This is a genomic window from Pseudomonas sp. P1_A1 (genome assembly GCF_056406935.1).
The window spans coordinates 323964-348133 of record NZ_JBFTZE010000003.1 but is presented as its reverse complement, the minus strand read 5'-3'; the positions used below and the strand labels follow the sequence as shown (position 1 = coordinate 348133).

The 24170-nt window shown below is 59.1% G+C and carries 21 protein-coding genes; 13 read left to right on the top strand and 8 right to left on the bottom strand.

From position 1 onward, the window contains the following. Window positions 1-39: 39 nt before the first annotated feature. Entirely contained in the window at window positions 40-1041 is a 1002-nt protein-coding gene (locus AC1D2Q_RS06750; RefSeq protein ID WP_477812689.1) for a FecR family protein, read from the bottom strand. Between the two features lie 98 nt (window positions 1042-1139). Further along, window positions 1140-5963: a dermonecrotic toxin domain-containing protein gene (locus AC1D2Q_RS06745; protein WP_477812688.1), complete on the bottom strand. Its 4824-nt coding sequence runs from the start codon at window positions 5961-5963 to the stop codon at window positions 1140-1142. 229 nt (window positions 5964-6192) lie between these two features. On the opposite strand from AC1D2Q_RS06745, the gene AC1D2Q_RS06740 reads away from it, so the two are divergent. After that, the gene (locus tag AC1D2Q_RS06740; protein WP_477812687.1) at window positions 6193-7233 is read left to right on the top strand and encodes an Ldh family oxidoreductase; all 1041 of its coding nucleotides are present in this window, start codon (window positions 6193-6195) and stop codon (window positions 7231-7233) included. 23 nt (window positions 7234-7256) lie between these two features. On the opposite strand, the gene AC1D2Q_RS06735 is transcribed toward AC1D2Q_RS06740, so the two are convergent. After that, window positions 7257-7574: an ElaB/YgaM/YqjD family protein gene (locus AC1D2Q_RS06735; RefSeq protein ID WP_477812686.1), complete on the bottom strand. Its 318-nt coding sequence runs from the start codon at window positions 7572-7574 to the stop codon at window positions 7257-7259. A 166-nt stretch (window positions 7575-7740) separates the two neighbouring features. Between AC1D2Q_RS06735 and AC1D2Q_RS06730 the strand changes: the two genes are divergently transcribed. Beyond that, window positions 7741-7992: a hypothetical protein gene (locus AC1D2Q_RS06730; RefSeq protein WP_007983592.1), complete on the top strand. Its 252-nt coding sequence runs from the start codon at window positions 7741-7743 to the stop codon at window positions 7990-7992. On the opposite strand, the gene AC1D2Q_RS06725 is transcribed toward AC1D2Q_RS06730, so the two are convergent. Continuing rightward, the gene (locus AC1D2Q_RS06725) at window positions 7985-8905 is read right to left on the bottom strand and encodes a LysR family transcriptional regulator (RefSeq protein WP_477812685.1); all 921 of its coding nucleotides are present in this window, start codon (window positions 8903-8905) and stop codon (window positions 7985-7987) included. The genes AC1D2Q_RS06730 and AC1D2Q_RS06725 overlap by 8 nt on opposite strands. Window positions 8906-8990: 85 nt before the next feature. On the opposite strand from AC1D2Q_RS06725, the gene AC1D2Q_RS06720 reads away from it, so the two are divergent. Both AC1D2Q_RS06720 and AC1D2Q_RS06715 read left to right on the top strand, forming a co-directional pair. Further along, entirely contained in the window at window positions 8991-9914 is a 924-nt protein-coding gene (locus AC1D2Q_RS06720) for a carbon-nitrogen hydrolase family protein (RefSeq protein ID WP_477812684.1), read from the top strand. Between the two features lie 68 nt (window positions 9915-9982). Next, on the top strand, window positions 9983-11545 hold the full coding sequence (locus tag AC1D2Q_RS06715) for an alkaline phosphatase D family protein (protein WP_477812683.1): 1563 nt from the start codon (window positions 9983-9985) through the stop codon (window positions 11543-11545). Between the two features lie 8 nt (window positions 11546-11553). Here the strand turns inward: AC1D2Q_RS06715 and AC1D2Q_RS06710 are convergent, their stop codons facing one another. Next, the gene (locus AC1D2Q_RS06710) at window positions 11554-12027 is read right to left on the bottom strand and encodes an LEA/WHy family protein (protein WP_477812682.1); all 474 of its coding nucleotides are present in this window, start codon (window positions 12025-12027) and stop codon (window positions 11554-11556) included. Between the two features lie 149 nt (window positions 12028-12176). Further along, window positions 12177-13070 (bottom strand): LysR family transcriptional regulator, encoded by an 894-nt coding sequence (locus AC1D2Q_RS06705; protein ID WP_477812681.1) that lies wholly within the window; start codon window positions 13068-13070, stop codon window positions 12177-12179. Between the two features lie 101 nt (window positions 13071-13171). Between AC1D2Q_RS06705 and AC1D2Q_RS06700 the strand changes: the two genes are divergently transcribed. The 6 genes from AC1D2Q_RS06700 to AC1D2Q_RS06675 all read left to right on the top strand — a co-directional run bounded on the left by AC1D2Q_RS06700 (window position 13172) and on the right by AC1D2Q_RS06675 (window position 18280). Beyond that, entirely contained in the window at window positions 13172-14263 is a 1092-nt protein-coding gene (locus AC1D2Q_RS06700; RefSeq protein WP_477812680.1) for a polyamine ABC transporter substrate-binding protein, read from the top strand. A gap of 22 nt (window positions 14264-14285) precedes the next feature. Next, the gene (speB, locus tag AC1D2Q_RS06695; protein ID WP_477812679.1) at window positions 14286-15245 is read left to right on the top strand and encodes an agmatinase; all 960 of its coding nucleotides are present in this window, start codon (window positions 14286-14288) and stop codon (window positions 15243-15245) included. Between the two features lie 113 nt (window positions 15246-15358). Then, complete coding sequence (locus tag AC1D2Q_RS06690; protein WP_477812678.1) at window positions 15359-16075, top strand: helix-turn-helix transcriptional regulator; 717 nt, start codon at window positions 15359-15361, stop codon at window positions 16073-16075. A 52-nt stretch (window positions 16076-16127) separates the two neighbouring features. Continuing rightward, entirely contained in the window at window positions 16128-16469 is a 342-nt protein-coding gene (locus AC1D2Q_RS06685) for a nuclear transport factor 2 family protein (RefSeq protein ID WP_007897370.1), read from the top strand. Window positions 16470-16539: 70 nt separating this feature from the next. Then, the gene (zapE, locus tag AC1D2Q_RS06680; protein WP_477812677.1) at window positions 16540-17658 is read left to right on the top strand and encodes a cell division protein ZapE; all 1119 of its coding nucleotides are present in this window, start codon (window positions 16540-16542) and stop codon (window positions 17656-17658) included. A 130-nt stretch (window positions 17659-17788) separates the two neighbouring features. Beyond that, window positions 17789-18280: a GNAT family N-acetyltransferase gene (locus tag AC1D2Q_RS06675; protein WP_477812676.1), complete on the top strand. Its 492-nt coding sequence runs from the start codon at window positions 17789-17791 to the stop codon at window positions 18278-18280. A 112-nt stretch (window positions 18281-18392) separates the two neighbouring features. Here the strand turns inward: AC1D2Q_RS06675 and AC1D2Q_RS06670 are convergent, their stop codons facing one another. Together AC1D2Q_RS06670 and AC1D2Q_RS06665 are read right to left on the bottom strand one after the other, a co-directional pair. Then, window positions 18393-20138, bottom strand: a complete 1746-nt coding sequence (locus AC1D2Q_RS06670) for a phosphoethanolamine transferase CptA (protein WP_477812675.1) — start codon at window positions 20136-20138, stop codon at window positions 18393-18395. Window positions 20139-20345: 207 nt separating this feature from the next. Beyond that, a complete protein-coding gene (locus tag AC1D2Q_RS06665; RefSeq protein WP_476213779.1) occupies window positions 20346-20528 on the bottom strand; it encodes a DUF6026 family protein in 183 nt (60 codons plus the stop codon). Between the two features lie 272 nt (window positions 20529-20800). Here AC1D2Q_RS06665 and gnd point away from each other — a divergent pair, with 272 nt between their 5' ends. Genes gnd through AC1D2Q_RS06650 form a run of 3 tightly spaced genes read left to right on the top strand, consistent with a single transcriptional unit; the run spans window position 20801 to window position 24119 of the window. Continuing rightward, window positions 20801-21781, top strand: coding sequence for a phosphogluconate dehydrogenase (NAD(+)-dependent, decarboxylating) (gnd, locus tag AC1D2Q_RS06660; protein WP_477812674.1), 981 nt, complete (start codon window positions 20801-20803; stop codon window positions 21779-21781). Further along, the gene (gene zwf / locus AC1D2Q_RS06655; protein ID WP_477812673.1) at window positions 21778-23301 is read left to right on the top strand and encodes a glucose-6-phosphate dehydrogenase; all 1524 of its coding nucleotides are present in this window, start codon (window positions 21778-21780) and stop codon (window positions 23299-23301) included. Before gnd ends, zwf begins: the two co-directional genes overlap by 4 nt. Next, window positions 23298-24119 (top strand): Cof-type HAD-IIB family hydrolase, encoded by an 822-nt coding sequence (locus tag AC1D2Q_RS06650; protein WP_477812672.1) that lies wholly within the window; start codon window positions 23298-23300, stop codon window positions 24117-24119. The genes zwf and AC1D2Q_RS06650 overlap by 4 nt, the downstream gene beginning before the upstream one ends. The last annotated feature ends 51 nt before the right edge of the window (window positions 24120-24170 follow it).

Sequence of the window (24170 nt, the reverse complement as noted above, 5' to 3'; positions counted from 1 at the left end):
TGAAAAAGTGAAGGCCGCACCCCGCAAGGGTGGCGGTCTTCAGCTTTTTGGGGCTTGTTGCGGCATTGAGTTGAGGACCGGATTGCCGTCCTGGTTGCGGGTCAGGTAGACCGGCAGCACCTTGGGCAGCGACGCCACCAGGTTATTGAGCTCTTTGATGTTGTAGATACCGCCGAGGCGAATCGAACCAGCGCTGTGGTCCGCGAGCATCACCGGTTTGTTCAGATAACGATTGATCAAGGGCAGGGCGTCGGTCAGCGCCAGATTATCAAGCACCAGTTTGCCGCTGCGCCAGGCCAGCGACTGGTCGTTGGCATAGGTCTGGCTGATTTGTGGCGTGAAGTCGCCGTGCCTGTAACGTGCCTGCATCGCAGGTTCCAGGCGTAGACCGTCGCCGGGCAGGGCGTCGTTGCTGGTCACCAGCACGGAACCCTCGATCAGGTTCACGCGTACCTGGTCTTCATACATCCAGACGTTGAATTGGGTGCCGGTGACGCGAATCCTGCCGTCGCCCGCCCTGACAGTGAACGGGTGCTGCAGGTCGTGGCTGACGCTGAAGAAGGCTTCGCCTTTTTTCAGCGTGACACGTCGTTGATCCTTGTAATTGCTGAACGTCAGTTCACTGCCCAGGTTCAGTTCCACCTGGCTGCCGTCACCCAGCGTGACCTGACGAACATTATCGGTCGTCTCGAAATGCTGGTACGCATTGGGCAGCCACCCCAGGTTCCATCCGGTATACGCCGCCAGTGGCAGCGCCAGGGCGCAGACGGTGGCGGCGATGCCGAAGGTTCGCCAGGGCGTTGCCAGTTTGAGCCGAACAGCCGGTGTGACGGATTCGGGACGAGGCAAATCCCCCGCAACATCCCAGATCTCCAGCATGGCTTCGTACTCGAAGGCGTGCAGCGGATGAGCATCACGCCATTGCTCGAACGCCAGGCGTTCTTCTGCCGTGCAGTCGGTGGCGTGCAGACGCATGCACCAGTGCGCAGCGGCATCGGTGATGGCGTCGTATTGGGCTTGCGAGAGAGAGTGGTCGGTCATTGACTCATCCTGATTTCCTGCATTCTAACCTTGAGGGGAAGTCTGCGAGAACAACCGTCATGGCATTTCCCCATCAAAGTGGCGCTTATTTTTCTGGTTCAAGGAGTGCTGGTGTGCAATTGGCGCCCTAATTGACCGATTAACCAGGACACGCTATCAGCATTGCCGAGTTGCACAGCCAGTCTGGTCGTTGAGTCCCCCATGAAGCGCTTTCGGGCATCGTCCAGAGTCTGTTTACCCGTTAATTTCAAAACATGTTCCAGCATCCGATCAGTATTCTCGTAAGTAGTACTGCCAAAATCTTCCCATAGCCCGGAATCAGCATTCTGGAGCTTGAACAGTTGATTCAAGGGTGACTTGCTCGATAATGCGGTCCGCTGAACATCAGTCAACGTTTTTTTGAGTTCCCTGGCCCGGGAGCTCGACGTTTCTATCAGGTCGGCAAAAGGTCTGGAGGCGTCGAGATAACCAAGGTCTTCTGTGCCGCATACCATGTGCGACAGTTCGTGGATCAAGGTGGAGGCACGGGCATGAGGCCGGATGGGGAAGGATGCATCAGACATATAATTGCGGTAATGGTCGAAATACGGGAGAAAGAATTTCTCTGCCAGATAGACTTTCCGCTTGCGGTCCGAAGGAATCGTGAAGGCAAAGGTGGTTTCCCTGTCTTCATGGACTTTCCCGACCACAAATCGCTTGGACTTGGCATCCCTGAGTGTGGGATCCAACAACGCACCAAAAATATCGCCGACGACTTTTTCGAGCATCGTCATATGCTCCGGCAGCACTGTCGGCACATCGAGAAACTCCATAATGAGCTGATGTACAGGAGTAACCTTGTTACCCGGGGTTTTGAGTAGTTGCAGGTTGCGAAAAGCGTTCCAGGCATACGTAGTCGCCTGGTCAAGACTTTCGTCGATCAATCGAGCCCTGACGGGAAACAGCATGCGGATTTCTGCCATCCCATCGGCTTCGACATTCATGCCTCCCCTTACCGTAAGAGCTGTCTCCAATCGGTTGAGCATGCTGTAGCGCGGCGCCAGCGCTTTCAAATCCAGCACCCATTGTTTGGAGGTGTTCTGGCGTAGATTGGGACCGTGGGCATCGTCGCCTCCGATGCGCCAGCGAGCACCCTGTTTTTCGAGTGGATACACTTTGCCTTCAACCGGACCATAGTGTTTTTTTGTCGTCGGATGGGTATAGAGCCCAAGCGTCGGGTTCGGCGTCAACGAGCCCAGGTCGACATCGGGACTCTCATAACGCTGCAAGTGAGTGCGTTCGGGAGCGGTGATATCGACGTCTTTCCATTTGAACCGGGTGTCGGGTGTTGCGGGTGTCGGCTCATTCACGGCTGAAGATGTGGGCGTCTGGTTTTCCATCGATTGACGCAAGGTGGCGAGTTGCGCGATGCCGCTGATGAATGCCTTTATCGCGGCGCCCCACTTGTGCGTTTGCAGGTCTTCGGCGGACTGTTTGATGTCCCGGTAACTGCGCCATACCGTGATCGGATAAGCGAGTTTTCCCATGAAAAACGTAAAAGCCTGATGCAAGTCCTCACCCAATACATGCTTGATGGTTGCCCATTCGCCCTGAGCATGGTTGTCCGACTGACACCCCAGTAAACGGGCGAGTAACGCAGCATTGTCGTTGAACAAATGCCTGAACAGGTTTCCCTTGATCGGACTGGACGCCAGGGTGACTTCGTTGAGGCGATGACTGGTGTGCGCCATCCGGGTTTCCACCAGGATCCGATCAGGCTGGGGCAGATTCATGAGTACCCAGTTGTGCAGCGCACCCCGGGTCTTCATTTCTGTCACCAGTTGTTGTTCATTTTCATATTCTTTCACCCCGTGCCGAGGACTATAGGGCGCTATAAGGACCTGTGGTCCTGCGCTGTCCGACGTTGAGCCGATCAAATAGAGGCCTGGCACTTTGATTGTCTGCCCGCGCTTGATACCTATGAACTCAAGTGGGCGGATGATCGCCGTTGCGCCGTCGATTGCGGCACGGGCGATGGCGTCGGGCATGTCCATGACTTGCCGGATCAGATCAAACCCGGTCTCGCTCAGGCGCTCCTGCAGTTTTTCCGAATGGGCGTAATGCATCAATTGCCAGGGCAATTGTGTGGCGAACCGCTTTCTGCGATCCGCCGCGTCGACGTGCGTATCGGCAAACGCTGTGCTCAATATCGCTTGCTGATGCTCGCCCAGCTTCAGGTTACGTATCAGGTCTTTGATGTAGCTTTGGTCCATGTCGTCAGGAATGGCGGTGGCATTAAGCGGCACCATTTTGAAGACGGTTTGTTCCAGATCCTTAATGTGGGTCAACGCAAACTCGGTCAGGGTTTGTATCACTGCCCCAGATGTCGGACGGGGGCTGATGTGTATCTCCACATTGTCTGGGTCAATGTCGAAGGCATCTGTCTTGAGTTGCTTCTGCAATTCATGGTGTGCCGTGCGCGCCAACGTGCGAATGCCACTCAAGTAGTCTTTGTCATCGGTGGCGTTATTCAGATATTGCTGAAGCAGTTCGCCGTGCAGCATCTGGTCTGCGATAGAGGCCTTTGCCAGCCATGCCGGAAGCATTTGCTGGGTTGTCAGGGACCGGGCGATGTCCGTTGCACGTTGTAACCCCGTCTTCGGTTCGCGCAGTGCCACCAGGTTCAGCAGTCTGGATAGGTTCGTGACGGGAAGCGGTGTCTTCAGTGCATTCTCGATGGACGTCAGGTCGAGGTGGACATTGGGCTTTTGTACATGATCGAAGAAATTGCCGTGCACCCGTTGCAGCGGCGCCAGGTTCACTATCTGCCTGGGCAATCGCTGGCCGCGTTCGAGGTTTTCCAGCAGTGTGGTTCGTTCATCTTCGTCTTGCAGGCGTCTTTCAAGTTCGGTCAGCAAGGGTTTGAGTGACGGGAATGCTTCGAAGCCAAGCGCCGGGGTCCATACAATGGCCTTGCCCGAATGTGTCGGGTCCAGTCCGCCTCGTTCAGTCAGCACAAAACAACTGGCGAGTTTCAATAAGTCGGCGGAGTCACCCACCTTAAGCGCCAGAGAAAACACGTCGGGCAGAAAGCCGTTAAGTGCCGCGCGTTGCAGGCGCACCGGGGTATCGAGCACCGTTTTGATGATCGCCTGTTCCGTTGCACCTAACGTATGGGCGACGGTTCGCAGTTTGAGTTCGCTGCGCAGTGCCGTTGACAGGGTATGGGTAAAGTTCGATTGCAAGCCTTCCAGCGATGAACCGACGATACGCTGCGCTTCAGCGACCGTGCGGGTCGTGGCGGGAATGGCGGGGTGGTTTTCAAGGCGTTGTTCGAGCGCCTGTTCGACCGTGGAGAGCAGGCTCAGCTGTGCTTTGGCTGATTCGGCGCGCACTGTGGCCGGTTGCGCGCTCCAGCGCTGGTCTGCCTGGGTGCTCCAGCGCCCGGCAGTGTCGGGGACCAGCAGCCGATCGTCGATCAGGCCTCGAACATCCAGCGCTTTGTCGAGCAGGGCGTGGAGGTTGAGCGTGCCTTCGCTTTCACGGTACCGGCTCAAGGCGTAGCTCAGGTTTTGCAATTGTTTGGCAAGCACGTCTGCCATCAGTTGTTCAAACACCGGACCGACAATCGGTTCACCGATAATCACTGGATCGTGGGGTTTCAGGTCAAGAAACGTACCGCGTTCATCCAGCGACATGAAATTGAGCAGCGTGTCTTCATGGCCTTCGCTTTTCAGCATGCGCAACACGATGCTCTTGATGGCGGGCAGGTCGCTCGTGGCTTCGATGCCTCGGGATTGGGTGTACAAAAAGCCGAGAGTATCGTCACCGCCGATCATCAAGGTCGAGGCCAGTTCCGCATAGTGCTTGTAGGGGGCGGTGATGCGCATTTTTTCGATACGCAGAGAAGCGCCCGGGGTGGGCGTGAGGCTGACGCTCATCAGGCGCAGGTATTGCTGTGTGGACAGAATACCTTGCTGGCGTTTGAGCAACAGATTCACGTGATAAGTGTCGCGCATGCACTCGGTCAAAAACTCCGAGCGTGATCGTCCGCCATTCATGGGCGTGTTCCAGAACGTCTCGAGCAAGCTTTGCAGGTGCGGTGTAAAACTTTGCGCGATTTCCGTGATCGCACTTTCCCATGCCTGGTTATCGGCGTCGCTGCTTACGCCATGTCGGGGGTGGGAAAAAATTCGGTAGTCGCCAACAGGCCATTGATTGGTCAGGTAATACTGCAGGAGGGCGTCACCCAGCGGTAGCGCGGACATCTTATGGCTATATTCGGTATTGTCGAAGGCGGAAACGGTGTTGATAAAGCTCTCCAGTCGCGTGTGGCGCTGGTCCAATCCAGGGAAGGATCTGGCCAAGGCAACCTTGAGGGTTTCATCGAGCATCGACTGCAGGGTTGGAGTCTTTATCAGCTCGCCCATCATCTCTTGGATGTTGTGCGCTCCATTGCGCTCAAGGGCGGCCTCCTGATCCTGAAATACCGCCCCTTCGATGGCCTGTGTCGTGATGTCTGGCGTGGCGGCTGCCAGCACAGCGGTGCGTTGTTCGATTGAGAGATAGCGCAGTAATTCTCTCTTTCCGGTGTCCTGCACCAGCCACTCCTTGAGTTTGCTTTTCACGTCGTCCATGTCGGCGAATTTGATCAGCCCTTTCCAGGGTGTGTAGAGCGTTACCTCGCCATCATTGGGCCGGCTTATGGCAAAGGCACCGGCCAGTGGAATGTCGGCCGCGCCGCTCTGGCTTAGAAGTAGTCGGTCAACGTGCATAGGTTTGCTGTGTGTCGTGCGCGCTACCTGGGTAGGGAGGTAAACACCCTTTAACCATTTCAGGTCATCAAGGGTGAAGTTCAGCGCTTTCTCGCGGTCGCCGGGTTGCCTGGCATTGGATGCACGTTCTGCTTCGTCGAAAAAATACGGCAGTGGTGGAGCGGTCATGATTTTTCCTCGATGGGCTGCGATCGATGGAGATCGCAGGTCGTTGGGTCGAGGGAAAACAGTAGGGCCAATGGAAAGTCCGGGTGCGGTGCATATTGCTTGAGCTGATCCTTTGTCGCAGGCTTGACAGGACGCCGGTAATACAGCGCTTAATCGACGACTTTTTTCGGTTGCCCTGCAACCTCGTTTGACCTGTTGCCCATACCCAATAATAAAACCGGAGCTTCAGATGACCGCATCGCCTGAAATGGCCGTCAACTCGAACACTCAATCGCTCGATTTCGACGCGCTCGTTCAATTGCTCGAACAGATTTTCCTGCGCCATGGCACCTCAGCCGATGTCGCCAGAACCCTGGCCCTCAACTGCGCCGGCGCCGAACGTGACGGGGCTCACAGTCACGGTGTTTTCCGTATTCCCGGTTATGTGTCGACGTTGCAGAGTGGCTGGGTCAATGGCCATGCCGTGCCGGTGGTCGAGGACGTGGCCTCGGGTTTTGTCCGGGTGGACGCCGGCAATGGATTTGCCCAACCGGCCCTCGCGGCGGCGCGGTCCTTGCTGGTGGAAAAAGCCCGCAGTGCCGGCATTGCGGTGTTGGCGATCCGCAATTCCCATCATTTCGCCGCCTTGTGGCCGGACGTCGAGCCGTTTGCCGATGAAGGACTGGTGGCGCTGAGCGTGGTCAACAGCATGACCTGCGTGGTGCCGCACGGTGCCGATCGTCCGCTGTTCGGGACCAACCCGATTGCCTTCGCCGCGCCCAGGGCCGGCGGTGCGCCGATTGTCTTCGACTTGGCGACCAGCGCCATCGCCCATGGCGACGTGCAGATCGCCGCGCGTAAAGGCGAACGCTTGCCAGCGGGCATGGGGGTGGACAGTCTCGGCCAGCCGACCCAGGACCCGAAAGCAATTCTCGAAGGTGGCGCGTTGCTGCCGTTTGGCGGGCACAAGGGCTCGGCGCTGTCGATGATGGTGGAGTTGTTGGCGGCGGCGTTGACCGGTGGCAATTTCTCTTTCGAGTTCGACTGGTCGAACCATCCAGGGGCCAAAACCCCCTGGACCGGGCAACTGCTGATCGTGATCGACCCGAGCAAATCGGCGGGGCAGAATTTTGCCGAACGCAGTCAGGAACTGGTTCGGCAGATGCATGGTGTGGGGCTCAAGCGTTTACCGGGGGATCGGCGTCACCTGCAGCGTGCCAAAGCCAATGTTGAAGGCATTGCGCTCGATCCACAGACGCTGGCGAATCTGCGGGAACTGGCCGGGTTCTGAGCCTGTTCCCACAGATCGATGGTTCAACGCCGGCCCAACAACAGACCAACCACCAGGCCGAAACCCGCAGAGATGGCCACGGTTTGCCATGGATGGCCGCCAATGTAGGTTTCGGTGGCGTCGACCGCGGGTTTGGTCCGGTCACGAACACTGGTTATCGAGTCCCGGGCCTGCTGGAGTTTCTGGGCGATTTGTCCGCGAAGGGTGTCGGCTTCCTCACCAACCAGTGAAGCACTGCTTTTCAGCAGTTTTTCCGACTCTTCGATCAGGGCCTGAAGTTCGCTGAAGACCTGATCCTTGATTTGATCTTCGGCGACTTTATCGATGATTTTGCGCGCCATTGGAGTACTCCTTGCAGGTGAATGGACAGTGAACAATGGAGTCTGCCGCCATGGCAAAAGTTGCAGCCATTTTGCGCGGTGACTCACCCCTGACGAAAAATCCAGGGCAGGACATTTCTTCCTACAGTGTAAGATGTCGCCTATTTTACGCAGCAGGTAATTCCCCATGAGCTTCAATCTGGCCGACAAACCCCTTGCCGAGCGCGCCGCGCTTGAAGATGAGAAATCCCGTCTGTTCGAACTCTGGCAAAACAACCTGGGCAAAGCCAAGGGCGAAGCCGCACGCTTGTTCGGTGAGCGCGCCAAGCGCAAAGGCAAATGGGCCGAATGGGTACGCGCCGAACTCGACGGCATGTCGCCGCCGGAATTCGCGAACATGGTGCGCAGTGAAGTCAATCGCCTGATGGCCGCTAAATAAACGCCCCGGAAAAAATCGCGACAATCGCCTCACGCACTTTCAACACCACCGGATCGAGTTGCGTGCTGGTGCGCCAGCCCAGTTCGATCGGGTAACGCGGCAGCGCCAAAGGGCAGGGGAGCAACGCCAATCCGCACAGCGCCGCAATACTTTGCGCCGCATGGGCCGGAATGGTCGCCACCGCCTGACTGCCCTTGAGCAGATACGGCAACGCGGCAAAGTGGGTGGTCGACGCGCATACCCGCCGATTCAATCCCAGCGCCGCCAGACCTTCATCGGTAATCCCGATAAAACCACCCGAAGACACCAGAATGTGTTCGCGGGTGACGAACTCATCAAGACTGAGACTCTGTTGTCCCTCGGCCAGACTGAGGGGATCCACCAGGCACAGATAACCCCCTTCACCCAGCACCTGACGGCTGAGCAAACGCTCGGCAAACCCGCCTGCGGTGATCGCCAGATCGATGCTGCGTTCCATCAAGGCCCGGGCGACGATCTGGCTATGGGTCTGGCGAAAGATCAGCCGCAGCTTCGGCGCACGGTGAGCGATTTCCTCGATCAATCGTCGCCCGTAGGCGATTTCGAAATCATCCGACAAACCTACGGTCACCGAGCGCCCGTCGTATTGATGGGCCGCCGGATCGACCATAGCAAGGCTCTGGCGGCATTTGTTCAGCGCATCGCTAACTACCGGTTTGAGCTGGTTGGCCTTGAGCGTCGGCGCAAGACCTCGGCCAGTGCGCACGAACAACTGATCGCCATACACCTCGCGCAACCGGCGCAACGCCGCGCTGACCGCCGATTGCGTCACGCCAAGACGCAGCGCGGCACGGCTGGCGCTGGACTCCTCATGCAGTGCTTCGAAGACTTTGAGCAAGTTGAGATCGACGGTGGCGATATTCATTTGGTTCATATCATTCAGCAGTGAGTCGGGCTTTATTCATGATCCTGTGGCGCCGGAGAATGAGCAACACCTCATTCCTGACGGAGCCACCGTAATGCCCAAGTCAATCGTTGCTGCCCTGCAAATCGGTGCCTTGCCCGGCGGCAAGGCCGACACCCTCGATCAAATCCTCTCCTGGGAAACCGCCATTATCGAATCCGGCGCGGCGTTGGTGGTCATGCCTGAGGCGTTGCTCGGTGGCTACCCCAAAGGCGAGAGCTTTGGCACGCAACTCGGCTATCGACTGCCGGAAGGTCGTGAAGCGTTTGCCCGGTATTTCGCTAACGCCATCGACGTGCCCGGCGCCGAGACTGACGCCTTGGCCGGATTGTCCTCACGCACCGGCGCCAATCTGGTGATCGGCGTGATCGAACGCGCCGGCAGCACCTTGTACTGCACCGCGCTGTATTTCGACCCGCAGGCAGGGCTGGTTGCCAAGCACCGCAAACTGATGCCCACCGGCACCGAGCGACTGATCTGGGGCAAGGGCGATGGCTCGACCTTGCCGGTGATCGACAGCCAGGTCGGGCGAATCGGCGCGGTGGTGTGCTGGGAAAACATGATGCCGTTGCTGCGCACCGCGATGTACGCCAAGGGCGTGGAGGTCTGGTGCGCGCCGACTGTGGACGAGCGCGAAATGTGGCAGGTCAGCATGCGCCACATCGCCCATGAAGGACGCTGCTTTGTGGTCAGCGCCTGTCAGGTCCAGGACTCGCCGCAAGCCTTGGGCGTGGACATCGCCAACTGGCCGGCGGAGCGCGCCTTGATTGCTGGCGGCAGCGTGATTGTCGGGCCGATGGGCGACATCCTCGCCGGGCCGCTGCGTGGTGAGGCAGGTTTGCTGACTGCGCAAATCGACACCGATGATCTGATCCGCGCCCGTTATGACTACGACGTGGTCGGGCACTATGCGCGCCCGGACGTGTTTGAGTTGACGGTGGATGAGCGAGCCAGACCGGGCGTGCGGCTCAACGCATAATCCGTCGGGGGGCGTGATTGTCGTCTAGTCTCCAGGCGTTCACACCCCCGTCAACGGATGGACTCGCCATGAGTTTGTTACTCGGCCCGATTCTGCAGTTTCGTGGCATCAATAATAATGTCTACAACGTGTCTGCCCTGGTGGTTTCACCCTTGGGCGAGCCACCACCCACGGTAAAAGTGCCCAAGGGTGTGACTGCCGACACACCCTTGGCCATCGCCGATATCCCGCTGCTCAACCCTAAGTCCCGCGTCTGGCGCGTCGATTTCAAAGCGGCGCAGGATCAGGCCGTTGCCACCAGTTACACGGTCATCGTAGACGGTGCGCAGGCCAACTTCGTCGTTCCGGCCAAGGGCCAGTCGCCGCGCATTGCCTATGTGTCGTGCAACGGTTTTTCCGACCCCAAGGAGATGGAGAAGGTCGACCGGAACAACGAGCGTTGGGAGCACATGTGGGGCGCTCACCAGGGCGAGCCCTATCATCTGCTGTTGATGGGCGGCGATCAGGTTTACAGCGACGACATGCGCAGCAGTGTGCCGTCGATGAAAGCATGGTTCGCCAAACCCTTCGCCGACCGTCAAAAGGCCGCTTACAGCAAGGTAATCGAAGCCGATCTGGATAAGTTTTTCGCCAGGCTCTACCTGGAATGCTGGAAACAGCCCGAGATGGCCAAGGTGTTCGGCGCCATTCCGACGGTGATGATGTGGGATGACCATGACATCATCGATGGCTGGGGTTCCTACGATGAGATATTGCATTCAAGCCCAGTGTTCCAGGGGCTGTTTGCCACGGCCAAACGCTATTTCAGGATTTTCCAGCAACAACTGATCCAGACGCATCCTCACCTCAAACCATCCGCTGATACCCATCCCTGTGCGATTCCTGGCACTGCTGATGGCTTTCACCTGGGGTTCACCGGCCTTGGCGAGTTGGCCTTGCTGGTTCCCGATTTACGCAGCGAACGTGCACCGGACTTGACCACCCCGCAGGCCCAACAAACCCGGGTCATTTCCCCGGTCAGTTGGGATGCGATTTATGCCTGGCTGGACAAGGTCCCGGCGCACAAACACCTGTTGCTGATGTCGAGTATTCCGGTGGGTTACCTTGATTTACAGGCGGCTGAAAAGACGCTGGACCTGATGTCGGGGCAACAGGAACTCGAGGACGATTTACGCGACCACTGGCGAAGCCTGCCGCACCGCAACGAACGCAAGCGCTTGATCATGCGGCTGCTGGATTTCGCCAATGCCCAATCATGCAAGGTCACGTTGGTATCCGGCGACGTTCATGTGGCCGGAGCCTGTGTGATCGAATCGAAGTTGCCCCGGCATGGCAGCGATGGTGCGGGGAAAATCTACCAATTGATTTCCACCGGCGTCGTCCATCCTGCGCCGCCGGTGTTGGCGGTGCACTTTCTGGAGTCCATCGGTGGCAATCAGGAGCAGATCGATTACGGCATCACCGGAACCATGTTGCCCGTCGGCGCAAGGGGCCGTTACCTGATCGCCGCACGAAACTGGCTGGCGATAGAGCCGGATGAAGGCGGCAACGGCAAGACCCGACTGTGGGCCAACTGGCACGTAGAAGGTCTGAAGCATAGTGTGACGCAGGTGATCGACCCCGTTACATAGCGGGGGCGTTACCAGGTGCCGGAGATCGAGCCCGGCAGGCTGAGCTTGCCGCTATCGACAAAACGCATGGTGCCGAATGCACCGCCGGCCAGTTTGCCGCGCAGTACATAGGGCAGATTGTCCAGTGTTTGCGTCTGACTCAGCCCGAGGGTCTGACGCAGCACCGAGAAGGCCGAAACGCTCACCGGCACCACGATCACTGCTTCGGAGAATCGTGGGATCGAGCCCGACTGATCGCTGACGCCGGAAGCTAGCGGCTGGCCATTAACCTCCAGGTCCAGCGCCACGCCGTTGTAGGCGATCGCCGTTTCATTAGGGTTTTGCACGCGCAGTTTTATCGCGAAGCGCACTTCCAGTTCCTGGCTTTGCAGCGGCTCGATACCGACCACGTTGATGTGCAGCGGGTCGCGACTGGGGAACAGGGCGCAGGCGCTCAGGGAGAGCAATAGAAGGGATAGGGACAGGGCTAGCAATCTGCGCATGGACGGGCTCTCGTAGAGAAAAAGGCCGAACCGCTCAAGGCTCGGCTTTCGAGCATTACGGACGGTTCAACTGTGCGACAGCCATCGGTGACGCGGGTTCACCCTTGGCCGCAACATCCGGGTTCTGCAGTGTGGCGAGTCCCTGCTATTCAAGCAAACGCCGCCAGCAGATCCTCTTCAAACGCCTTTTGCGCATCCCCCGGCACCTGCGCGCGATGGCGCGCCAGGTGGAACGCCACTTCGAAGCTCATCTCGCCCTGGCGCACGGCACGGAGCAACCCTTTGTCTTCCCAGCTACGGGCGAAGTGATCGGGCAAATACCCAACATGCTTGCCGGACAGAATGAAAGCGAGGGTGCCTTCGACCTGCTCGGACCGCGCCGAACACAGCTTCCCGTGGAACGGCTCGTCGCTGCGCAGGAAACGATAGGGATGATCGACCCGGTCGCAGGCCTGGAGCGCTTGATCGTCAGGTGCGTCATCGGTGAACAGCGGATGCCCGGAGGCGCAGTACAGGTGTTGGGTTTCGGTGAACAGTTCACGGTAGTCAAAAGCACGCTGCGCCTGTGAGAAATAGCCGATCGCCAGGTCCAGCCGTTGTTGCAGCAACAGCCGTTCCATTTCACCGGGCATGGCGCTGATCAACTCGATACGCACCGATTCGTCCCGTTCGCGAAAGCGTCGGATCGCCTCGGCCACCCGTTGCAGCACCGACTGATCAAGCGCTTCGGACAAACCCAGGCGCACTTCGCCGATCAAACGTCCGGCCACACCGTTGGATTGATGGCGGAACGCTTCAATGGATTGGAACAAGGCACGGCTGGCAACGAGCAACTGTTCGCCCTTGGGCGTGATCTTGAACCCGCCCTTGCCGCGACTGCACAGGCGATAACCGAGCCGGGTTTCGAGCTTGGCCATCTGCTGGCTGATGCTCGACTGGCTCAGCCCCAGGTCACCCTGGGCCGCGCTGAAGCCTCCGTATTCCACCACGCTGACAAACAGGCGCAGCAGGTGCAGGTCCAGATCATGCAGTTGACCGAGCATCAAACATTACTCCGCAATAAAGTCAGGATAACTAACCTGGTATTTTTTCAATGTAACCGACGACGCATCCTGCAACCACTTCCTCCAGTCAGGTGTTCGTCATGGCTCCGCTTTTCAAGCTGTGTTTACCCGCGCTGTTCCTCGCCATGGCTGTGCCGGCCCAGGCTGAGGAAAAAGTCCTCAATCTCTACAGTTGGGCCGATTACGTGGCGCCCGAGACCTTGCAACGGTTCGAAAAGGAAACCGGCATCCATGTGCGCTACGACACGTTCGATACGCCGGAGGTCCTGGAAACCAAACTGCTCACCGGCGGCAGCGGTTACGACGTGGTGGTGCCGTCGTCCAGCGTCCTGGCGCGCGGCCTGGCGGCGGGAGCGCTGAAGGAAATTCCTCACGATGGCCTCAAGAGTTACGCCAACCTCGACCCGGACATGCTGGAAAAACTGGCGGCGGTCGACCCCGGCAATCGCTATGGCGTGCCTTACACCTGGGGCACGCTCGGGCTAGGGATGAATGTCGAAGCGGTAAAACAACGTTTGCCCAACGTCCCGCTCAACAGCCTGGACCTGCTGTTCAAGCCCGAATACGCCAGCAAACTGAAAGACTGCGGCATCGCGATTCTCGATTCGCCGCAAGAGGTGATTGGCCTGGCGCTGCATTATTTGGGTAAAGATCCCTACAGCACCGACAAGGCTGATCTGACAGCCGCCGACGCCCTGTTGCGTCAACTACAGCTGTCTGTGCTGTACGTCGCCACCGGGCGGCAGATCAACGATCTGGCCAATGGCAGCGTCTGCCTGGCACTGACCTACAACGGTGACGCGAGCATGGCCGCCGATCAGGCGCGCAAGGCCAACAAACCGTTCGAGGTGGCTTACCGCATTCCACGTGAAGGCACGCTGGTGTGGCAGGACAACCTGGCGATTCCCAAGGACGCGCCGCACCCCGAAGCCGCCCGAGCCTTCATCGAGTTCATGTTGCGCCCCGAATCCGTTGCCGCACTGACCAATACGCTGTTCTTCGCCACGGCCAATCAGGCGGCGACGCCACTGGTGGATGAGGCGGTGCGCAGCGATCCCGACATCTACCCGCAGGCCGAGGTGCGTGAGCGGCTTTACGCCGACCGCAGCATGAGCCTCAAGGACATGCGTCAGCGCACCCGCCTGTGGACCACTTTCCGTAGCCACCAATAAGCCAACAATAAGGAACACACCCATGGACGTCCCTGCACAGAACGATCAGGCCATGACCCGCGACAGTCTTTACGGGACTGCCGCCGAAAGCACCTACGCCGGTATCACCAGTTTCATGCGTCGGCGCTACAGCCGCGACTTGCGTGGCGTCGACGTGGTGGTCAGCGGCGTGCCGTTCGACACCGCCACCAGCAACCGCCCCGGTGCGCGTTTCGGACCACGCGGCATTCGGGCGGCGTCCACCGGGATCGCCTGGGAGCGCCATTGGCCGTGGACGTTCGACCCGTTCGATCACTTGGCGGTCATCGACTACGGCGACTGCGCCTTCGATTACGGCGCGCCGCATTCGGTGCCGGAAAGCATTGAAGCCCACGCCGGGCACATCCTGGATAACGGATGTGCGATGCTGACCTTCGGCGGCGATCACTTCATCAGTTATCCGCTGCTCAAGGCCCATGCCCGCCAACATGGCCCGCTGTCATTGATTCACTTCGATGCCCATAGCGACACCTGGCCGGATGAAGAGGGCAAGCGCGTCGATCACGGCACGATGTTCTGGCATGCGGCCAGGGAAGGGCTGGTGGATCCGTCGCGTTCGGTGCAAATCGGCTTGCGCACCACCAATGACGATCATCAGGGCTTTCAGGTGCTGGATGCGCGGCAGGTGCATCGGCAAGGGTGCGAGGCGATTGTCGAGGCGATACGTGCGCGAGTCGGCGATCACCCGGTGTATTTGACCTTCGACATCGACTGCCTCGACCCAGCCTTTGCGCCCGGCACCGGGACGCCCGTGTGCGGCGGCTTGAGCACGGTGCAGGCGCTGGAGATTCTCGGCGGTTTGCGCGGGATCAATCTGGTGGGGATGGACGTGGTGGAGGTGGCGCCGGCCTACGACCACGGCGACATTACCTCACTGGCCGCGGCGACCTTGGCCATGGAAATGCTGTGTTTGTATGCGGCCAGGCATAAGGTCGATCGGTAGTCCTGATTTGTGGTGTCTGGCGTGACACCTTCGCGGGCTGGCATCGCTACTGCCACTTTCTGACAGCAGCCTCTGCTAAGCTCCGGCGACTTCCAGAAAGGAGCCTGCCGACCGTGTCGCGAACCACTCGTTTACTGACCTTGTTACAAGTGCTGCGGGGCAAAAGTCGTCCGGTGACTGCCGCGACATTGGCCAGCGAGCTGGAGATTTCCGAACGCACGCTATACCGCGACATCGCTGAACTCACTGCACTCGGCGCGCCGATTTTTGGCGAGGCGGGGATCGGCTATGTGTTGCGCAGCGGTCTGTTTCTGCCGCCCTTGATGCTCAATGCCGATGAGACCGAAGCCATCGTGCTCGGTTTGCGCTACGTGGATCAACGCGGTGATGAGGTCTTGAGTAAAGCCGCGGCCGATGCCCTGGCAAAAATCGCCGCGGTGCTCGACCCGACGGCTCAGGATGCCTTGCGTAACCCGACAGTGCTGCCGGGGCCGCCGGGTTGTGGCTATCCGCAAAATGCCGTGCCGTTGAATGTGTTTCGCCAAGCCATCCGCGATCAGGCCAAGTTGCATATCGATTACGCAGACGCCAACCAGGTGCCCAGTCAGCGGCTGATCTGGCCACTGGCCCTGGGGTTTCTCAATGAAGTGCGGATCATCGTCGCCTGGTGTGAGTTGCGCGGTGCCTATCGCACGTTCCGCACCGACCGGATCTCGGCCGCCAGTGAACAGGGTGAGCGCTATCCGGGGCGGCGCAGCGACCTGTTGCGCACTTGGCGCAAGCAGATGCAACTGGACGAAGCAGGGCGTTTCACTCCTGACAAGAACTGACACTGGCTTGTTTTAGCATGGCTCCAGAATCAACTCACAAGGAGCCGTAAACATGTCCAATCCAGCCTCTTCACTGGCCCCCGCCATTGCCGCCTACATTGCTGCCGCCAATGCTCGCGACACCTCGAGGGTCGCCAGTTTTTTCGCTGAGGATGCCAACGTGTTCGATGAGGGGCAGCATCAGGTCGGCACACAAGCCATCGCCCAATGGATGCAAGACACTGCGCAACGTTATCAGCCGCGGGTCGAGGTGCTCGACGTTCAACTGCGCACCGGCAAAGTGCTGGTGCACAACCTGATCTCCGGCACCTTTCCCGGCAGCCCGCTGGAACTGCGGTACATGTTCCGCCTCAATGAACAGGGCAAGATCGCCCGGCTGGACATCTCGCTGTAACCACCGGCTTATGTAGCAGCTGCTACGGGCCAGGCTTGGCGAGCCGCTATAGAGACGTATACTGCCGCGCATGAATGTCGACTCTCCCTTAAGCGCCTGGCAACACGCCATCGAACAGAAGGGCTTCGTCCAGGACGAAGCCCAGGAACATGCCGTGTGGGCGCTGCAAAAATGCCACGAAGCCTTGCAGGAAGGTCGTGCGCCCATCACCGGCGTGTACCTCTGGGGCCCGGTCGGGCGGGGCAAGACCTGGTTGATGGATCAGTTCTATCAAAACCTGCGCGTCCCGGCCCGGCGGCAACACTTTCACCACTTCATGGGCTGGGTGCATCAGCGCTCCTTCCAGTTGACCGGCACCGCCGACCCGCTGAAGGCCCTGGCCCGCGAGCTGAGCCAGGAAGTGCGGGTGCTGTGTTTCGATGAACTGTTCGTCAACGACATCGGTGACGCGATCATTCTCGGGCGCTTGTTCCAAGTGATGTTCGAGCAGGGCGTGGTAGTGGTCTGCACCTCCAACCAACCGCCGGATCAGCTGTACGCCGATGGCTTCAATCGCGACCGCTTCGTGCCGGCGATTACTGCGATCAAGCAGCACATGCAGGTCATTGCGGTGGACGGTGGGGAAGATCATCGTCTGCACCCTGGCGCTGCTCTGCAACGTTACTGGGTGAACATTCCGGGTCAGCCTGGTGCCCTTGGTGAAGTGTTCAAGGCCTTGACCGTCGGCCAGTCGCTGTCCAGCGCTCCGGTGCAGATCGGCTACCGTTCGGTCAATGTCATGCAGGCCAGTCGAACCGTGCTCTGGTGCCGTTACGCCGAGGTCTGCGAGCAGCCTTTTGCCGCCATGGACTTCATGGCCCTGTGCGACACCTTCAGCGCTATTCTGTTGAGTGACGTGCCCAATCTCAGCGCGCAAAAACGCGAAGGACGCATCGCCCGCGGTACTGAAGACGGTGTCGAGCGGGTGGCGGCAGGGGATCGCGAGTTGCCGCAATTGTCGGTGCATGACGACGGCGTGCGGCGGTTCATTGCCCTGGTGGACGAATGCTACGACCGCAAGGTGCCGCTGTACCTCGAAGCGCAGGTGCCGATGGAGGCGTTATATACCGAGGGCTATCTGGAATTCCCGTTTCGCCGCACCCTCAGCCGTTTGCAGGAGATGCAGCTAAAACGTTTTGCCGAGGCTTGATGTCCGGGAGAAGGTGCAACGGGGTGAGAGGATCCGGTTGTCGGCACCCCGGCGCTCGCGATAAGGTCGCAGGACCTTTCAGTGCGCAAGAAGCGAACTGGGGCAACTTCATGTGTGATCGAGGGTGGAAATGGAATCCGCAGAAATTCTTGTGCTTCAGGCCAGTTACAGCAACCCGACACATGCCGAGGCGATTTGTCTTGTACTGAACCATTACGCCGAAGACCCGATGGGTGGCGGTCAGTCGTTGCCCACCCATGTGTTGCAACAACTGCCGGGGGAGCTGGCCAAGCGGCCCCATGCGTTCAGTGTATTGGCGTTTGTCGGTGGCGAGCCGGCAGGGCTGGTCAATTGCTTCGAAGGCTTTTCGACCTTTGCCTGTCGGCCATTGGTCAACGTGCACGATGTGGTCGTGGTGTCGAAGTTTCGCGGGTTGGGACTGAGCCAGAAAATGCTGCACAAAGTCGAGGACATCGCACGTCAGCGCGGCTGCTGCAAAATCACCCTGGAAGTGTTGGAAGGCAATCCAGTGGCCCAGGCGTCTTATGGCAAATTCGGTTTTTCACCCGGCATGTTCGACCCGGCGCACGGCCGGATGCTGTTCTGGACCAAAGCGCTTTAGCCCTTCGAGCCATAAAAAAGGGCGCCCATCAGGACGCCCTTAAGTCATTTGTAGCAGCTGCCTCGCAAGCTCGACAGCTGCTACAGCGCTCCAGGTCGCGGGCCCCTCAAAACTACTGCTTGGCAACCGCCGGGCTGACAGGCTCGACCTTGGGTTTCATCAGGCTGAAGTCGATCAACGGCCGCTGCTCACGCTCGTAAGGGTTGCCGATCATCAATGGCCGAGGCTTGAAGCTGTCGCTGACCAGGCTTTTACCGCGGTCCAGTTCATCGAAACTCAGGCCGGCCAGATCCGCCCAGGTGTGAATCAGCTGGGAGCTGCTGTACGGTCGACCCAGATCAGCGGCAAAACTCCAGTCATGGGTTTCGCGCCATTTCGGCGAGGCCCAGGCCATGAATGGAATGGTGTACATCGGCGCGGTCGGCTTGTTCTCGTTGCGGCCCAGGGTGTTGTGGCCAGCGGAGTCGAACACGTCTTCGCCGTGGTCGGAGAGGTACAGCAGGAAGCCGTTCGGATCGGTCTTGGCATAGTCCTTGATCAGGCTCGAGACCACGAAGTCGTTGTACAACACCGCGTTGTCATAGCTGTTGTACGTCGGCACTTGATCATCACGTACGCCGTCCGGCACGCCTTTGCGGTCGGTGAACTTGTTGAACGTCGGCGGGTAACGGTACTGGTAGCTCATGTGCGTGCCGAGCAAATGCACGACGATCAGCTTGCGTGGCGCCGCATCGGCCAGCGCCTTGTTGAACGGCTCGATCACATCGCCATCGTACTGGGCGGCGTTCTGGTTGCGGTTGTTGTTCAGGTACGCCTGCTCGTCGGCCTGTTCGGAGAAGGTCGTGAGCATGGTATTGCGCTTGGTCATGGTCTGCTGGTTGGTGATCCAGAAGGTTTTGTAACCTGCCTGTTTCATCATGCTGACCAATGACGGCGTCGTCAGGTAGAGATCCGGGTTTTCTTCGTCGGCGAACGTCAGCACCTGCTGTAGCGCTTCGATGGTGTAGGGGCGTGGGGTAATGACGTTATCGAAAACCGCCAGTTGGTCCTTGAGCTTATCCAGTTCCGGGGTGGTTTCCCGCGGGTAGCCGTACAGGCTCATGCGCTGACGGTTGGTGGACTCGCCGATCACCAGCACCAGGGTCGCCGGCTGATTGGCCATCGAGTCGGTGAAGTTCTTCAGCGGCGGAATCTTGCTGGCGCTGTCGAGCATGTCTTGCATGCCGGCCAGGGTACCGAGATAACGGTGATAGGCCACGGCCATCTGCCACGGCACCGCGGGCTCGATGCGGGTTTCGAATTTATCGAAGCCTTCCGCCAGGCTGCCGGTGTGCGCGGTCTGCTTGATCAGCGGGTAACCGATCACGGCCAGCACAATCGCCGTCGCGGCAATCAGCGCCTGGGCGCGTGGCAGGTGCACCGGACGCACGCGGGTCCAAAGGAAGTACGCGAACGCGGTGTGGGCGAGGAACGCCAGCACCATCCACCAGGCAAAGTATTGCGTCATGTACTCGCCGGCTTCAGACACGTTCGATTCGAACATGATGAAAATGACGCTCTGGGAGAATTCCTGCTGATAGATGAAGAAATAACCCAGGCTGGCCATCGAACAGGCCCACAGCACCACGCCGATCAGCGCGGACATTACACGGGTTTGTTTGGGGAATAACAGCATTGGCGCGAGCCAGACGGCGCTCATCACAAAGGCCTGGCGGAACCCGCTAAAACCGGAGGTGCCCGTCAGTTGAATCAGCAGTTGGGTGATACCGGAGAAATACCAGAAGAACAGAAATAACCAGAGAAATCCTGCCCAATCAAAACCATTCGCAGACGTTTTGCTGCGTTTAAACAAAGCCATTCAACACTCCAGCCTGATGATCGGCCGTCGGCACTCTCCTTGTTACAGACGAACGGATGYCGCTCGCAAAGCAAGCAGCCACAAAGGGCCGGAGTATCGCCAAGCAAGTGTGAAAACTTTGTGAGTTGTCGCAGCGGACAGGATTGCAGCGAGAAGGAAACAGCGGTGGCTGATCCCTTCTCTCAAATGAAGGAGCAGGCGAGGAGATCAGGCGTGAGGAGCACGTTGGGTGACGGGCAAGGGCTGAGCCTGATTGCCTTGGGCCAGCAGGCGCAATTGCGCAACTTCCCGTTTCAACTGATCGCGCTCGTCTTTCAACTGGCGCAGTTCATCGCGACGGATCGTGACGTAAAGGGTTTGTGCTGGCAGTGCTGTGTGTACGGTGCCCATTGCTCACCTCGCAAATGGCGGTATCAACTGTAAGTCGGCTCCCGAAATCGGGTGCTCACTTACTATCGGCGCCAATTTTGATTTCTTTTGCCCTTGAAGGGAACTTTTTTATTTTTCATGGTCGTTGTGTCTTCGGCACGATTCCCGACGTTATCAGTCTGGATCGGGCACAATGCCCGGAAACTTCATCCCGCCGCTCTGGACTAACCTTCACTAGTCGCGTTGGGCTATAACCTTAGACACACTTTATTTGTAGTAGGGAGCATCAGTACATGCAACTCGGGATTATTGGACTGGGCCGCATGGGCGGTAATATTGCGCGGCGCCTGATGCTCAACGGGCACACCACCGTTGTTTACGACCGCAATACCGCTTTTGTCGACACCCTGGCCGAAGAGGGCGCCACTGGCGTCGCCGATTTGCCAGCCCTGGTCGCTGGCCTGGCCAAGCCGCGCGCGGTGTGGGTCATGCTCCCCGCCGGCGCACCGACCGAAGACACCATCGACACCCTGAGCACCTTGCTTGAAGCGGGCGATACCATCATTGATGGCGGCAATACCTTCTACAAGGATGACATCCGCCGGGCCAAAACCCTGTCGGAAAAAGGTCTGCATTACATCGACGTCGGCACCTCCGGCGGCGTCTGGGGCCTGGAACGTGGCTACTGCATGATGATCGGCGGCGATGCCGAGACGGTTAAGCGTCTTGACCCGTTGTTCGAGTCCCTGGCCCCGGGTATGGGCGACATTCCGCGCACCAAGGATCGTAAGTCCGATGACGATCGCGCCGAGCGCGGTTACATCCACGCAGGCCCCGCCGGCGCCGGCCACTTCGTCAAGATGATCCATAACGGCATCGAATACGGAATGATGCAGGCCTTCGCCGAAGGCTTCGACATCCTCAAGACCAAAGCCAGCACCAGCCTGCCGGAAGATCAGCGTTTCGACCTGAACGTGGCCGACATCGCCGAAGTCTGGCGTCGTGGCAGCGTGGTCTCGTCCTGGCTGCTGGACCTGACCGCCGATGCGCTGGCGTCCGATCCGAAACTCGACGGCTACTCGGGTGAAGTGGCCGACAGCGGTGAAGGGCGCTGGACCATCGAAGCCGCCATGGAACAAGCGGTGCCGGTACCGGTGCTGTCGAACTCGCTGTTCTCTCGCTACCGTTCGCGCGGGCAAGGCAACTTTGGCGACAAGATTCTCTCGGCCCAGCGCTTCGGTTTCGGCGGCCATGTGGAGACTGCGAAAAAATGACCCACGTGATCCGCAGGAAATCCAAGGCAGAACCCGCACCGCCCACCACGCTGTTTCTGTTCGGTGCCCATGGTGATCTGGTCAAGCGCCTGCTGATGCCGGCGCTGTACAACCTGAGTCGCGATGGTTTGCTGGGGAATGGACTGCGGATCGTTGGCGTTGATCACAACGCCATCAGTGACGAAGCCTTTGCCAAAAAACTCGAAGACTTCATTCGGGCGGAAGTGGCAGCCAAGGTCGGCAAGGGCGATCACGCCCTTGATCCGGCGTTGTGGGCCAAATTGGCCAAACACATCAGCTACGTTCAGGGCGATTTCCTGGATGAACGCACTTATGACGCGCTGGCGGCGAAAATCGACGCCAGCGGCACCGGCAACGCCGTTTTCTACCTGGCCACCGCACCGCGCTTTTTCAGCGAAGTGGTGCGACGTCTCGGGGCTGCCGGATTGTTGCAAGAAGCCCCCGAAGCGTTCAGAAGGGTGGTAATCGAAAAGCCTTTCGGCTCGGATCTGTACACCGCCGAAGCCTTGAACGCGTGCTTGCTCAATGTGATGACGGAAAAGCAGATCTACCGGATCGATCACTATCTGGGCAAGGAAACCGTGCAGAACATTCTGGTCAGCCGGTTCTCCAACAGCCTGTTCGAAGCCTTCTGGAACAACCATTACATCGACCACGTACAAATCACCGCCGCTGAAACCGTCGGCGTGGAAACCCGTGGCAGTTTTTATGAGGTCACCGGCGCCCTGCGGGACATGGTGCCTAATCACCTGTTCCAATTATTGGCGATGGTGGCCATGGAACCGCCGGCGGCGTTTGGCGCCGATGCGGTACGCGGCGAGAAGGCCAAAGTGATCGGTGCGATTCGCCCCTGGTCGACCGAGGAAGCTCGAGCCAACTCAGTGCGTGGCCAATACACCGCCGGCGAAATCGATGGCAATCCGCTGCCCGGTTATCGCCAGGAAACCAACGTCGCGCCCGACAGCACCACTGAAACCTATGTCGCGCTCAAAGTGATGATCGACAACTGGCGCTGGGTCGGCGTGCCGTTCTACCTGCGTACCGGCAAGCGCATGAGCGTGCGCGACACCGAGATCGTCATTTGCTTCAAGCCGGCGCCGTATGCGCAGTTCCGCGATACCGAAGTCGAAGAGTTGCAGCCGACCTACCTGCGAATCCAGATCCAGCCCAACGAGGGCATGTGGTTCGACCTGCTGGCCAAGCGGCCGGGGCCAGCGTTGAACATGGCCAATATCGAGCTGGGCTTTGCCTACAAGGATTTCTTTGAAATGCAGCCTTCCACCGGCTACGAAACCTTGATCTACGATTGCCTCACCGGCGATCAAACGCTGTTCCAGCGTGCCGACAACATCGAGAACGGCTGGCGCGTCGTGCAGCCGTTCCTCGACGCCTGGCAGCGGGACGCAACCGTGGAGAGCTATGCGGCCGGTGAAGACGGACCCAAGACCGCTGACGAACTGCTGACCCGCGACGGTCGCGTCTGGCACAGCCTCGGATGAGTGACGTCACGCAACAATCCATCCGTTTTCTACTCAGTGACATGGACGGCACGTTGTTGCTGCCCGATCACAGCCTCAGCCAGCGCACCATCGATGCCGTCCGCGCCTTGCGTGACGCCGGCGTGCTGTTCAGCCTGGCCACCGGACGTCCGCCCAAAGCCATGTTGCAGCAGATCGAAGCCCTGGGCGTCGATCTGCCGACGGCGGCGTTCAATGGCGGCACGATCGTCAACCCGGACGGCAGTTTGCTGGTGGCGCATTATCTGCCGGCAACCGCAGCGCTGACGGCGTTGGCGCTGTTTGCCGATCAGCCGGACATTGAAGTCTGGGTGTTCAGCGGTGGCGACTGGCTGTTGAAGGACCCGTACGGCCCGATGGTCCCGCGAGAGCAACATGGCCTGGGTTATCCGCCGGTGGTGGTCGAGAGTTTCGAGCCTTGCCTGGCCCGCATCGACAAGATTGTCGCTGCCAGCAACAACACCGAACTGTTGATCGAGCTGGAGGCGCGGTTGCTGCCCAAGGTCGAAGGGCAGGCGCAGGTGTCGCGTTCACAACCGGTCTATCTGGATGTGACGGCGGTGCAAGCCAACAAGGGCGCGGCACTGGCGACGCTGGCCGAGTTTCTCGGTGTATCGCTGGAACAGACCGCCGCCATGGGCGATGGCGGCAATGACCCGGCGATGTTTCATCGTGCCGGGTTATCGATTGCGATGGGGCAGGCGGAAGAGGCGGTGAAGCGTCAGGCCGACGTGGTGACCGGGGCCAATACCGAAGACGGCGCGGCCGAGGCGATCGAGCGATACATCCTCTCTCGATAAGCACACAAAACCAATGTGGGAGCGCGCAGGCACGCTCCCACATTTTTGTTC